The organism is Clostridium sp. HV4-5-A1G (genome assembly GCF_900184915.1).
Classification (GTDB): Bacteria; Bacillota; Clostridia; order Clostridiales; family Clostridiaceae; genus Clostridium_B; species Clostridium_B aromativorans.
Window position 1 is genome coordinate 1 of sequence record NZ_FXYI02000095.1, and the last position, 14,014, is coordinate 14,014.

The window sequence follows — 14,014 nt, forward strand, 5'->3', positions numbered from 1 at the left end:
GTATATTCTATTATAGTTTATATCATTATAAATAAAAAGTATTTAAATCAAATTAAAATTTGATAATATGTATATACTATGATATGATAAGTTTTGTTTTGTAATATAAAAAAGAAAGAGGAATTTTAATGAAAAATATTGATTTTAATAATTTAGGCTTACATTCTAAAGTCCTCCAGGCCATAGATAATATGGGATTTGAAGAGCCTTCTCAAATTCAAGCGGAATCAATTCCCATAATATTAGAGGGAAAAGATGTAATAGGTCAGGCACAAACAGGTACGGGAAAAACCTTGGCCTTTGGAGCACCAATGCTGAGTAAAATTGATTGCAATAGTAAAAACATTTCATCTATAATAATCACGCCTACTCGAGAGCTTGCCATTCAAGTAAATGACGAACTATCCAGAATTGCCAAATTTAGAAAAATATCACTGCTTCCAATATACGGCGGTCAGCCCATAGAGAGGCAAATCAAAGCCTTGAAAAGAGGCATAGATGTAGTAGTAGGCACACCTGGGAGAATATTAGACCACCTACATAGAAATACCCTGGATTTAAGCAGTATACAATTTCTGATAATAGATGAGGCAGATGAAATGCTGGATATGGGTTTTATAGATGATATAGAAGATATAATCAAAGCCTGCAATTCAAATAGACAGACACTGCTCTTTTCTGCTACCATGCCAAATCAGATAAGAAAATTAGCCTCAAAATACATGAAAAGCGATACAAAATATATAGAAATAGCTAAAAACACGTTAACTGTTGAAAAAACAAAACAGTATTACTATGAAATAAAAAACAAAGATAGGTTCGAATCTCTATGTAGAATTTTAGATGTAGATGAACCCTCCAGTGCTATCATATTTTGCAGAACTAAACGCGGCGTAGATGAATTAGTAGAAGGCCTCCAGTCAAGAGGATACAATGTAGAAGGTATGCACGGAGACATGGGGCAAAATCAGAGGTTGAACACACTTAGAAAATTCAAAGATTCCTCCCTGGACTTTTTAGTTGCCACTGACGTAGCTGCCAGGGGAATAGATGTTGAAAATGTATCCCATGTAATAAATTATGATCTTCCCCAGGACACCGAATCCTACGTACACAGAATAGGAAGGACTGGAAGAGCCAATAAAGAGGGAATTGCCTATTCTCTGGTAACTCCCAAAGAATATATGCTGTTAAAGCAAATAGAAAAGTTCACTAAAAGCAAAATAAAGAGAAAAGAAATTCCTACAGTAGATGATATATTTGAAGCTAAATATAAAAATATAGAAAAAAAGATAAGAGATGTTATATCGGAAAACAATTATAAAAATTTTGTTCCAGTAGCAATGGAATTGGATGAAGAATACAATTTGGTGGATGTGGCTGCTGCCCTTATGAAGATAATTTTCGAAAAGGAATTGAGTTTTAATTATAAGGAGAATTCCATAAACATAGAAGAGGAAAATATGAGATTATTTTTTTCCATAGGAAGAATGGATAATATAACTCCAAGAAAGCTGTTGAAATTCATAGCTGAAACCTCTTCAGTGGAGGCCTATGAAATAGGAGATATAGACATACTAAACAAATTTACCTTTATAAGCGTTCCCGAAAGAGTTGGAAACATCATACTTAAAAAATCCAATGGTAAAAAGCTTCAAGGCAGAAGAGTTTCTGTAGAACTGGCAAAAAATAAAAAATCCCATCGTTAAATTAATTTGTCCTATAAGAGCCATGTGAAACCCTGTAAATATCATGAAATATATCCCTATGGTTTCTTTTAGGACTTTTATCCAATATTGACAACAACAACATCAAAAATAGAATTTTAACTCAAAATGTATAAAATAAGTTGGAGGAACCCATATGAATAAATTAAATTTTAAAGGCAGTGCAATGTTAAACCCAACTCCAGTGGTCCTTGTGGTTTCCAAAAGCATATCCAATAAATTAAATATTTTTACAGTGGGATGGGTAAGCACTGTATGTACTAAAAAACCCATTGTCGCCATGGGAATAAGACCTGAAAGGCTTTCTCATAAATACATTAAAGAAAGTGGACAATGTTCTATAAATCTTCCTACAAAAGATATGACTACAATTGTAGATTATTGTGGAGTTGTTTCTGGAAAAAAGGAAGATAAAATCAAACATTTTAATCTGAAACTTAACAAAGGCATATCCATCTCCACTCCATCTCTTGAAAGATCTCCAGTAGCCCTGGAGTGCAAATTGCTGTCAATTGCACCTCTTGGAACTCACGATCTATTTTTGCTGGAAATTTCAAACGTAAAAGTGGATAAAAATCTGCTTGATTTAAACAATAAAATACATTTCGAAAAAGCGAACCTTATCTGTTACAGCCATGGAGAATACTACAGCCTAAATTCAAAACCTCTTGGCCACTTTGGATATTCAATCAAGAGAAGAAATAAAGCCCCAAGATAAGGGCTTTTATTTGATCATTTACAGTATTAACTAGCTCTCACAAACATCTATCCACTGTCCATTTACCAAATTGCCAATTACCTCTGGTTTTATTTTAAGGGCAAACTCTTTAGATCCAGCAGCAGGGTATACATATTCAAAATCCCTTATAGATTTATCCAAATATACTTTAATAGGGTTTTTCAATCCAAAAGGACACAGTCCTCCCACAGGATGACCTGTATCTTCCAGCACCTCATCATGACTCAGCATTTTAGCCTTAGTTTTAAAAAACTTTTTGTATTTTTTATTACTAACTCTTAAATCCCCTCTCATAACTATTAATATATCATCATCTTTAACTTTAAATGCCAACGTCTTTGCTATATATTTTGGCTCCGTATGTATGGTTTCTGCAGCCTGCTGAACAGTAGCACCACTATCAGGAAGTTTGAATACTGGATTTTCCATTCCCCTATCTAAAAAATAATTAACTACACTTTCTACACTCATCTTCAATTCCTCCAATTTTTTATCAAATAATTCTTAAGTTCAAGAAATGACATCCATGATTATACATTGTAAACTGTGAATCAAGAAAAGATAGCCTTCAGATAAAAAATCTCCTTATAGATAAGCTATAAGGAGATTTACATACTCATATATCTTATCTTCCAGGTATCACCTGCTGGAATTAGCACCTTAAAATATAATTTTAGGTTGCCGGACATCATGGGGCCAGTCCCTCAGTCTCTCGCGATAAGAATTTTAATATTAATTTTAAATACAGGATACCAGACTATCATTTGTTTGTCAACTCATGTTTTTGTAAAAAAATATTTCGCTAGATAAAATATCCAGCGAAATATTTATAAAATCTTTTCTATTTCCACATCATAATTTCCATCTGGAGATGCAACCGTCGCCCTTTCCCCCACTTTCATCCTAAATAAGGCCTTACCCAGAGGTGATTCTATACTTATTTTCATCTTTTTCACATCTGATTCTACTGAACTTACAAGAGTAACCTGTTCAACTTCATCTATATCACAAAATTTTACTTCTGCCGTTTTATTTATATCGAACACATCTTCATCCTGTGAACTCTCTATTATTACAGCATTTTTAAGTTGACTTTCCAGTTCCTGTATTCTAGTTTCAGTCATAGATTGATCATCTTTAGCTGCACTGTAATCGGCATTTTCGCTAAGATCCCCCTGTGCACGAGCAGATTTCAAGGCAGCTTTTATTTCCACCCTTTTAACCGTCTTTAAATATTCCAATTCCTGTTCAAGTTTTTTTTTGCCTGATTCTGTCAAAATTACATCTTGCATAAATAATTCACCTACTATTCTAAATTTTCCATAATGTAATCAAAAAACCAGCTATTTTTCATGGATTCGCTGTTTTTTTACGTGCTCATTTGCCTTACTATTTTATTATAATATTACTAATTAAATAATACAACCCAAGTTCCAGACAGTCTAGTAAAATTCAGGCCAGCCTTTTATAGATGATTCTTAAAATCAACATAATTATACCTATCAGTATCAATATTGAAAACATGTTGACACAATAATATTTACCATTATATAATATATTTAGTAAGGCATTTAAAAGACATACACACAATTATATTTGCAATTTTTGTATGTATGAGAGCATATGAATCTGAGAGAGTATTTACTTAGATTTTTATATGCTTTTTTTAATGAATAAATTTACAGTCAAGTGTATACAAGGAGGGAGGTTATTTATTATGAAAAATATAAAAGATATTTTTTTCATGTTGATTGGAACATTTCTTGTAGCTTTCGGTACCTATTTCTTTTTAGCTCCAAATCACATTGCCGCCGGTGGCACAAGCGGTATTGCCATAATTATAAACACATTGTTTCCAAATCTTCCTATTGGTCTGTTGATGATGGGAATGGAAGTTATATTATTCACTTTAGGAATTATAATAATTGGCCCTATATTCGGCGGGAAAACCGTATTCTGCAGCTTCTCCATATCTGCACTGATATTTTTCTTAGAAAAAATATATCCACATATAAAGCCATTTAGCAGTGATATTCTAGTTCAGCTTATATTTGGCATATTGATATGTGGAATGGGCATGGGTATAATATTTAATCTAGGCGCTTCAACTGGAGGTACGGATATAATCGCAAAAATAATAAACAAATATACAAAAATAAGCATAGGCAAATCCGTGTTGATAGCTGATATAACCGTAACTATAGCTGCAACTATAGTACTCGGGGTAAACAAAGGTCTTTATGCCATACTGGGGGTAATATTAAATTCTACAATAATAGACAGGGTTATAGTAAGTCTAAATTCCTATAAGCAGGTTGCTATAATAAGTAATCACGGGAGGAATATACAAAATTTTATTATAAAGGAACTTGAGAGAAGCGCCACCATCTATTATGCCAAAGGCGCCTATAAAGATGATAAAAAGGAAGTCATAATTACCATTTTAAATAGAAAACAATTTTTAAAATTGAAAAATTATATAAGACTTTTAGATAATAAAGCTTTCATCACTGTAAATGACATAAATGAGGTATTAGGAGAAGGATTTAGCAATATAGTGTAGAAGATATCCGAAAGGTAACTAGATTACTTTTCGGGTATCTTCTACATATTAATCTGGTGACAATATATCTTCCACTTTTTTGTAAGGTACGTGATATCCAAAAAACTCAGGTCCAAAAATTTCAAGTCCCCTTTTACTTCTCCATTGCTCAAAAGCCTTTAGAGAAAACACCGTAACTTCCATACCCACTTTTGCATAGGGATTCAAAAGTGGCATATTTTTATCATTGTCCACTACATTTATTGAATCTGGAACCGTTACAAACACTTTTCCATTTTTCCAGGAAATTATATTTTCATTTTGAAACCAAATTCTTAAGTTTTGATTTTGATATTTTCCATTACCTTCAATATATATATTTCCAAAAGTAAATCCGGATTTATCTTCCCAACAAACCTTACTGACTTTTCCTTGAAACATGATGAATCCATCAAATTTTTCCACAATATCATAGGCAAAGTTTATATTTTTATTCCTAGCGATTCTGGCGATTTTGCCTACTTCCAGGCACATTGTAACAGTATTTTTGATAAGGGTATTTTTAATTACCTTCCATCTTGCAACATGATCTACCACCCCGACATGATTAAAGCTAGCAACAGCCGCTGCCCTGGCAAGGGCTTCTGCTCTTTCGTCACTTTCAACTTCTGTAAATATCATGGAATCTCCAAGCTTGTCTGCTACACCCATTGGAGTTATAGGTATCCCATTTAAATTATAAGTTGAGTGTTGAAGGCAGGGAACACTTCTTCCCGCAGGATCCGCATCTATTATGGGCTTTCCGGTTCTAGCTGCCACATCCAGTGCAGATGCCATATTGCCGCCGCCGAGCTCCGTTGTAACTACTCCATATAAGTCCTCTCCCAAATATTCTTCTATTGCATTGACAGCAGCCATTTCTGCAGTATATTTTATTTTGTACATATTTTTATATTTTTCTACCTGATCCTCAGAAAGAGGGCTTATAGAACCACATCCATATGGAGTTCCTACCAGGGCCTCATCTTCTATTTCACTTAAACCTGCGAGATAAAATTGATATCCTTCATTAAAAGAACCTTCTACCAATTTTATTCCATTTTCAAGACTTCCTCCTCCACCTGTGCCAACTATTGCAGCTCCAAGCAATATATCTCTCAAGTCCTGCATACTCAGCCTCTTCATAATTAAAGTCCACCTTCCTCCATATCATTTTTTAAATATTTCATCTACATATTTAACAAGATCAGGATGTATAATCCTACCATTGTCCATTATTTTTACGTTACCCACCCATATAGAAGAATTAAGACATATTCCATCACAATGGGATACAGCATTTTGTCCAAAAGGAGGCGCCTCACTTTTGCTCACATATCCTATTCCCCATTCAACAGCACCCCAGACCCTCTCGTCCTCTACTATATTCCCGGTAAGCATTGCTCCTGGTCCAAATCCATACGCTATATGGGCAAGCTTATACATACTGGGATCCTTCAATGATTTCAGCCATTCCTTAAATTCATCAGCTTGATGACCCCCTTCTATCTTAACGATGGTACTGTTCTCAATTTTCATCCTTATGGGTTCTTTTAAAAGCCCGCAAGGCGGAACAAGAGATCCGTCAAACACCAGCACACCGTTTATTGTGCCAAATCTAGGAATCACGTTTATCTGCCCCGGCATCATGAACATTCCAGGCTCATAAGCTTCTCCAGCATCACAAGCTACTACATGTGTGGGATCTAGTTGAAATTCAAGGTGAGTTCCAAGAGGCGTTTCAGCTGTCATAGCTGCGGCAGATCTATTCATCTCTGCTACTTTTCTCAAAAACTTCGCAAGTACTCTTATATTCACTTTTCCTATATTTCTTATCATAATATCCGGATTCATTCCCACAAGATTTATATATCTTAATTTTTTGTTGTTTTTAAATGCCACCTCAAAGGGTGTAGAATACAAAAGCCATTTCTCATTATATTCTATCCACACATCTGCTTTTGACAGTGCAGCTCCAAGAGCTTCAACTGGAAGCTTTGGATCTGCTGCCTTTCCAACTCCATCCGGAGTTGCAGTCCATATGACCATAGGCTTTCCCTTTACACTATATATGCTTGAAGCTGTGGTATTTACAACAGTTTCATTTGAAGAAGTATCTGCTGTTATCAAAACAGTTTCTCCTTCCTTGACTTTGAGTATTTCATTGACCAATTTATCTGCTGCCTTTTGTAATTCAAACTCGTATAATTTCATCAGATCACACCCTCCATATAAAATTTTAACCATTATGTTTTCTAACATCATAAATTTGTCACTGCCGAATCATATGACACCCTACCCTTCTCCCATCCTCCAACATAATCAATTCAGGCTCTTCAATACTGCATATACCCTTTGCATAGATACATCTAGTATGAAACCTGCATCCTTTTGGGGGATTTATTGAGCTTGGCACATTTCCCTTTAAAGTAACCATATCTTCTATATTTTCCATATTTATATCCGGTATAGCAGCAAACAGAGCCTGGGTATATGGATGCATTGGATGGTTGAACACAGTATCTGAATCCCCGTATTCAACAATTTTACCAAGATACATTATCGCAATCCTATCGGCCATATAGCTTACAACACTTAAATCATGAGATATTATTATATAAGTTAAATTGAACTTTTTTTTAAGCCTTTCCAACAATTCCAAGATTTGGGCCTGGGAAAATACATCTATAGATGATGTTGGTTCATCGAGAACAATGAGTTTTGGCATAAGTGCCAATGCCCTAGCTATCGCAATACGCTGTCTTTGACCTCCACTAAATTCATGAGGATATTTATAAGCACCATCTTTTGGAAGTCCAACCATTTCAAGAAGTTTTTCGACTCTTTTCATAATTTCAAAGTTATTTATTTTCTCCTGAACTTTAAGTGGTTCTCCCACGATATCTTTCACCAACATTCTAGGGTTCAAAGACCAAAAAGGATCCTGAAATACAATTTGTATGTACTTTCTTATACTTCTCAATTCCTTTTTACCCAGACTAAATAAATCTTTCCCGTCAAAAATAACTCTTCCAAAAGTCGGCGTTATCAAATCTAAAATAGTATTTACCAAAGTTGATTTTCCGCAGCCTGATTCTCCCACAAGCCCAAGAGTTTCTCCCTTTTTCACATCAAAAGATACATCATCAACGGCTTTTAAATAGGATTTAGTTTTAGAAAAAAGACCCTTTTTACCAATTTCAAAGTACTTTTTTAAATTTCTTACCTCTAATAATTTTTCATTCATCATCATTATCTCCTTTGTATAGACAGCATTTTACAAAGTGATTTTCCCCAAGTTGTAATAATTCTTGCTTTTTTCTGCACTTGTCCTGTCTTTTCAAACATCGGTCATAATATAAGCATCCTTTTCTATCATCTCCAGCATTTCCTTCTGTAAATACCAATTTGTTTAAATCTATTTCATTTTTTCTATTCTTCGGTACGGCATTTAAAAGCATCTGCGTATAGGGATGTTTGGCATTTTTTAATACTTCTCTAGTTTTTCCCCTTTCAACTATTTCTCCTTTGTATAATATTGCAGTATCATCACAAGTTGCAGAAACAAGTCCAGGATTATTTGCTATAAAAAGCACTGTTACTTTTAGATTTTTTTGTAGTTCACGAATAAGTTTCAAAATACCTGCCTGTATTGTTACATCCAGGTTTCTCGTGGGTTCATCCGCGATGATAAATTGTGCTCCGCAGCTTAGCGCAAGTGCAATTATAACTCTTTGCCTCTGACCTCCACTTAATTCATGAGGATATTTTTTCATTATATTTTCAGCATCAGGGAGTTTAACAGTATTGATCATCTCCACCGCTTTTGAATATGCATCTCTTTTATTTAAATTTTGATTTTCCATTATTACTTTTATTATCTGATCTCCAATGTTAAAAACCGGATTTAAAGTAGACATCGGATCCTGAAATATCATGGATATTTTTTTACCTCTTATTTCACTCTGCATACGCTTCTGACTCATATTCAAGAGATTTTCTCCCTCCAAAGATATCTCTCCTCTCACCACTCTGCCAGGAGGCATTTGAAGGAGTTTCAGAATAGATAATGCTAGTACTGTTTTCCCTGTTCCGCTTTCTCCTATTATTCCATATGACTTCCCTCTATCTATTCTAATTTCATCTATATTGAGTACAGTCTTTTCTCCCTCAAAGATCTTAAAATTAATTTTAAGATCTTTTATATGAAAATACACTTTACTGCTCATATAACCACCTCACTTATCAGTTTTTTCTAGTTTTAGGATCAAGTATCTCTCTAAGTCCATCACCCAACAGATTGAATATGAGAACTGTAATAAATATGGCCAATCCAGGGAATATACTATACCACCAGGAATCCAAAAAATAATCTCTGCTTGTACTGACCATCAATCCCCATTCAGGAATGGGAGGCTGCGCACCCAGTCCTAAAAAACTCAAAGAGGCTATAGTCAAAATAACTCCTCCTATATCCATAGAAGCTTGAACTATTATAGGTGCTATACAATTGGGGATTATATGGCTTAAAATAATAGTATGAGGCGAAGCTCCTATAGCTTTCGCCGCCTTTACAAATTGCCTCTCTTTTATAGACACTGCCTGACCTCTCATTATTCTCGTATACCATGGCCACCATGACAACGCTATGGCAATCATAGCATTTTGAAGATTAGGTCCTAAAAATGCGGCAATAGCTATAGCAAGCAGCAAAGGTGGAAATCCTAAAAATATATCTGTAAATCTCATTATCAATTCATCTACAAATCCCCCAAAAAATCCGGCTACAGCACCTAATGGTATTCCTATAACAAGAGCCATCCCAACAGCCAAAAGAGCCGTTTTTAAGGAGATATTTGCACCTGCAATTATTCTTATAAATACATCTCTTCCAAGTTCATCTGTTCCAAAAATATGTTTTAGAGAAGGTGCCATCAATTTGTCCTGGGGAACTGCATTTTGAGCAATAATTTGAATAGACGGTACAAATATAGGAAGTATAAATGCAATGACAAGAAGAATTAAAACTCCATAATAGGCAATTCTGGTAAGTTTATTTCTTTTAAGTAAATAAACATTAACCCTTAATTTTTTGATTTTAGGTTTTATTGTTTTAGATAACTGCATATTATTCATCTTCTGCCATCCTCCCTATACTCTGACTCGTGGATCGAATGAAATTATTATATCTGCTATAAGGTTCAATAGTATATATGCACAGGCTGAAAACAGTGTGACCCCCATAATTGCGGGATAATCCAGTGATACAACAGCTGTGGATATATAATTTCCTATACCTGGCCAGCTAAAAATAGCTTCTACTAAAAATGTGTTGGTAAGTGTATATCCTATAGACAAAGCCAATACTGTAACTGTAGTTCCCATTGAATTTTTTAGGGCATATCTCCATATGATAAACCTCTCCTTAATTCCATAGGATCTTGCTGCTTTTATATAATCTTCCTCCAATATTTCCAAAAGGGAAGATCTCGTCATTCTCGCTACAAGCCCCATGGGATAAAGTGCTATAGTTACCGCCGGTAGAATAATATGCTTGGCAGCATTTAAAAATACAGGTATTTGGCCTGACAACAAACTGTCTAAAAGCAATAATCCCGTATTATGAGGCACATTATACAAGATGTTCATTTTTGTATCCAATTGCCCACCTAAAGGCAAAATCCCCAATTTTCTATAAAATATCAATTGTAAAAACAATGCCACCCAGAAGGTAGGTAGAGATACAGCCCCTACGGAGAAAAATCTACAGAAATGATCAAGTGCATGATCTTTTTTCCTTGCAGAATTCAAGCCAAGCGGTATTCCAATCAAAACTGCCATTATCGTAGACCAAAATACAAGTTCAATCGTAGGAGGCAAATAAGTTTCCAGCTCTTTTAAAACAGGTTGCTTAGTCCTAAGCGATGTTCCTAGATTACCATGGAACAGATCCACTACGTATTTTTCAAATTGAACATATATGGGTTTATCTAAACCCAATTCAATTCTTGCTTTCTGTATCTGCGCAGGCGTAGCTCTTGAACCTGCCCACTGTGCAGCTGGATTTGAAGGTATCACCCTAGTTAGAAAAAAGGTTATGAGAATTACTCCAAATAATACCACCACTCCAAGTAAAATTCTTTTTAATATATAACTTTTCAAATCTTCACCTCCTAGTTATCCTTGGATAAACTATTTTCTATAGCAGTCATAGAAAAACACTACTAGAGGATAAGCAGAATTTGCTTTAAATCCTCCTAAAGAAGAATTAGTTATCCATGCATCTTCTTTGTCGTAGATAAATACAGCTGGATTATCTTTAAGAAGAATTTTCTGTGCGTCTATAAATTTATTTTCTGCTTCTTCAATATTGGTGCTTGACATCTTATATCCATCATCAACCAATTGATCATACTGGCTATTTGAATAATAAGCTAAATTATACAGAGGATTTTTTTCACTGTGAAATAGATTATAGGCCCATGAATACGGACTTGAAATATCAGGCCACCAATACATCATGAGTATATCCTGTCTGCTCTGTATATCCGTACCTTTGGCTTGCTGCCATTGACTTTCCCAAGGCATAGCCCTTACCTCCAAGTTCACTCCAATTTTTGAAAGTTCACTTTTATACAGCTCTGCTGTTTTCTTTTCAGATTCATCTCCACTCATATAAGTAAGTGAAAGCTTCAACTGCCCTTCATTTATTCCAGCTTCTTTCAATAGAGATTTTGCTTTATCCAAGTTTAAGGAATACTTTGTCAAGCTGTCACCATGCCCCCACATTCCAACCGGTATAACTCCTGTAGATTGCTTTGCTAATCCTCCTGCCGCATACTTAACTGCATTTTCATATGGGAATGCATAAGTTAATGCCTCCCTGACTTTTTCATTATCCAGGGGTGCTTTCTTAGTATTAAAAAATGCTACTAAATTTGTAAATGAAGGCTCTATATCAACTTTTACATTTTGTGAGGATTTAAGAGCTTTTACATCTTCTGCAGGAAGATTGTTTGTTATATCAGCATCACCCTTTTCCACCATCTGCCTTCTAGATGAGGTCTCAGAAGTTTTCTTTATTACAGCTTTAGAAAAATGCTTTCCATTCCATCCTTTCCAATAGTCATTGAATTTAGAAAGTACCACTTCATCTCCCATTTTATTGCTGGAAAGCTTGTATGGTCCCGTCCCATCTTCATTGCCCTGTTCCAGCCAATTATCAGGTTTATCTTTAACCTTAGGTGAAATTATAAAAGCTGCATAAGGACAACTTGCTATCATGTCAAGTGGAGCTGCATAATTTAAGGTAAATTGAACAGTATAATCATCTATAGCCTTTATTTCTTTCACAGGAGCCCATATATAAGAAGCACCCACTTCTTTTTTCTGAGTTCTCTCTATAGAATATTTAACAGCATCTGCAGTCATTGTATTTCCATCGTGAAATTTTACACCCTTTCTCAATTTAAAGGTCCATACAAGTCCGTCTGAGCTTTTTTTATAACTTGTTGCAAGTACATAATCGTATTTTTTAGTTGTAGGATTAAATCTGAGAAGTGTTTCGTAGACATTGTTTAACACAATAACTCCATTGGAAAATTCAACACTTGGATCCCAATTGAGTATCGGCTCACTATTATAGGCATAATAGGCAACATCATTTCCATCACTACTGCCACCACTATCACTGCTGCTTCCGCCGCATCCAGTAAACAATGACAAGATCATCATAAATACAGCTAAAAAACAAATTTTATTTTTCATAAGATAATGCCCCCTTATATCAAAATTATTTTGAAGCCACTTTTTTTTCTATAGGTACATAGTCCACATCAAATCCAAAAAATCTGGGATTTAGAAGTGAGATCCCCTCTTTGCTCCTCCATATCCCATGTGATTTAAACCCCAAAACAGCTATTTGGTCACCCTCCCTGCAATTAGGATTTGTTATTGGATAACCTTTTTCAGCATCTAAAACACATATAAGATCTGGACAAGTAATAAATATTTCATTATTTTTCCAGGAAATCACATTTTCATTTTTATACCATATCTTAAATTTTTCACCCCGGAATTGATTTTGTCCTCCTATAGATATCGTCCCTATTGTAAACCCATCTTTTATTTGAAATGTAGTTCCCTTTTCCACTTTTCCCTTAAAAAGCATATACCCTCCAGTATTTTTAATTATATTCTCTATTGGATCAACACCATTTTCTTCTGCTTCTCTTCTGGCCCTGCCAACTTTTTCAGCATAGCTCAGAGCATGCGGAACTACAGATCTTTTAAGTTCCATCCCATTTATAGGATGATCTGCCATTCCAACTTCGTTATCCGTAACCTCAGCCATAACCCTGGACAATGCTTCAGCTCTCTCATCTCCATGAACTTTGGTGACAATTATAGAATCTCCATATTTAGTTGCAATAGCAAAAGGACTTATAGGTTTGCTCTTAATGCAATATGTGGAAAATTGAAGCTCAGGTACTGCTCTCCCGGCTGCATCACAATCAACTATACATTTATTCATAATTGCAGCGGTTGCCATAGCTTGTCCTGTGTTACCCCCTCCATATTCTATAGAAACTATACCTTCAAATTCTATTCCCATATAATCTTCAAGTTTTTTCACTGCACGGACAGTTTCCATATTGTTTTTTTCACTATTCATTTCATCTTTCGGTTTAACTGAACCACAGTAATAAGGATTTACGTAATAAGAATCATCTCTAATTTCTTCAAACGCTAAAAGTTTAAATTCTCTTCCTTCATCAAATGTCCTTTTTACAGTTTTAATTCCTTTATCTAAATCTCCACCACCTCCAGTACTTAAAATCGTGCATCCAATCAGTATATCCTCTACTTCTTGATATAACAATTTTCGCATTAAAACTCCTCCAATATTAACAATTCGATAAATATACAACTATTTTATTGATATTTATTTACATAATTATATAACTA

Annotated in this window: 13 protein-coding genes and 1 riboswitch; of the genes, 3 read left to right on the forward strand and 10 right to left on the reverse strand. The window is 34.8% G+C overall.

Annotated features, from left to right (window positions below; translation table 11 throughout):
• The first annotated feature begins 128 nt into the window (after positions 1-128).
• Positions 129-1,709, forward strand: coding sequence for a DEAD/DEAH box helicase (locus tag J5G60_RS11060; RefSeq protein WP_150356930.1), 1,581 nt, complete (start codon positions 129-131; stop codon positions 1,707-1,709).
• 154 nt (positions 1,710-1,863) lie between these two features.
• A complete protein-coding gene (locus J5G60_RS11065) occupies positions 1,864-2,445 on the forward strand; it encodes a flavin reductase family protein (protein ID WP_150356931.1) in 582 nt (193 codons plus the stop codon).
• Positions 2,446-2,475: 30 nt separating this feature from the next.
• Here the strand turns inward: J5G60_RS11065 and J5G60_RS11070 are convergent, their stop codons facing one another.
• Positions 2,476-2,937 carry a YbaK/EbsC family protein gene (locus J5G60_RS11070; protein WP_150356932.1) on the reverse strand — a complete coding sequence of 154 codons (462 nt, stop codon included), beginning with the start codon at positions 2,935-2,937 and terminating at the stop codon, positions 2,476-2,478.
• Positions 2,938-3,088: 151 nt separating this feature from the next.
• Positions 3,089-3,190: riboswitch (SAM riboswitch) on the reverse strand.
• A gap of 103 nt (positions 3,191-3,293) precedes the next feature.
• On the reverse strand, positions 3,294-3,758 hold the full coding sequence (greA, locus tag J5G60_RS11075; RefSeq protein WP_150356933.1) for a transcription elongation factor GreA: 465 nt from the start codon (positions 3,756-3,758) through the stop codon (positions 3,294-3,296).
• A 425-nt stretch (positions 3,759-4,183) separates the two neighbouring features.
• Here greA and J5G60_RS11080 point away from each other — a divergent pair, with 425 nt between their 5' ends.
• Complete coding sequence (locus tag J5G60_RS11080) at positions 4,184-5,029, forward strand: YitT family protein (RefSeq protein WP_150356934.1); 846 nt, start codon at positions 4,184-4,186, stop codon at positions 5,027-5,029.
• Positions 5,030-5,077: 48 nt separating this feature from the next.
• Here the strand turns inward: J5G60_RS11080 and J5G60_RS11085 are convergent, their stop codons facing one another.
• Genes J5G60_RS11085 through J5G60_RS11120 form a run of 8 tightly spaced genes read right to left on the reverse strand, consistent with a single transcriptional unit; the run spans position 5,078 to position 13,937 of the window.
• Positions 5,078-6,193: a DUF917 domain-containing protein gene (locus tag J5G60_RS11085; RefSeq protein WP_150356935.1), complete on the reverse strand. Its 1,116-nt coding sequence runs from the start codon at positions 6,191-6,193 to the stop codon at positions 5,078-5,080.
• Positions 6,194-6,217: 24 nt separating this feature from the next.
• Positions 6,218-7,261, reverse strand: a complete 1,044-nt coding sequence (locus tag J5G60_RS11090; RefSeq protein ID WP_236035264.1) for an aminopeptidase — start codon at positions 7,259-7,261, stop codon at positions 6,218-6,220.
• Positions 7,262-7,319: 58 nt separating this feature from the next.
• Positions 7,320-8,294 (reverse strand): ABC transporter ATP-binding protein, encoded by a 975-nt coding sequence (locus J5G60_RS11095; RefSeq protein ID WP_150356936.1) that lies wholly within the window; start codon positions 8,292-8,294, stop codon positions 7,320-7,322.
• Positions 8,287-9,276: an ABC transporter ATP-binding protein gene (locus tag J5G60_RS11100; protein ID WP_150356937.1), complete on the reverse strand. Its 990-nt coding sequence runs from the start codon at positions 9,274-9,276 to the stop codon at positions 8,287-8,289. The genes J5G60_RS11095 and J5G60_RS11100 overlap by 8 nt, the downstream gene beginning before the upstream one ends.
• A gap of 16 nt (positions 9,277-9,292) precedes the next feature.
• Positions 9,293-10,183, reverse strand: a complete 891-nt coding sequence (gene nikC / locus J5G60_RS11105; RefSeq protein ID WP_150356938.1) for a nickel transporter permease — start codon at positions 10,181-10,183, stop codon at positions 9,293-9,295.
• A gap of 15 nt (positions 10,184-10,198) precedes the next feature.
• The gene (locus J5G60_RS11110) at positions 10,199-11,209 is read right to left on the reverse strand and encodes an ABC transporter permease (protein WP_150356939.1); all 1,011 of its coding nucleotides are present in this window, start codon (positions 11,207-11,209) and stop codon (positions 10,199-10,201) included.
• Between the two features lie 30 nt (positions 11,210-11,239).
• Positions 11,240-12,814, reverse strand: coding sequence for an ABC transporter substrate-binding protein (locus tag J5G60_RS11115; protein WP_150356940.1), 1,575 nt, complete (start codon positions 12,812-12,814; stop codon positions 11,240-11,242).
• Between the two features lie 25 nt (positions 12,815-12,839).
• Entirely contained in the window at positions 12,840-13,937 is a 1,098-nt protein-coding gene (locus tag J5G60_RS11120; RefSeq protein WP_150356941.1) for a DUF917 domain-containing protein, read from the reverse strand.
• Between the last annotated feature and the right edge of the window lie 77 nt (positions 13,938-14,014).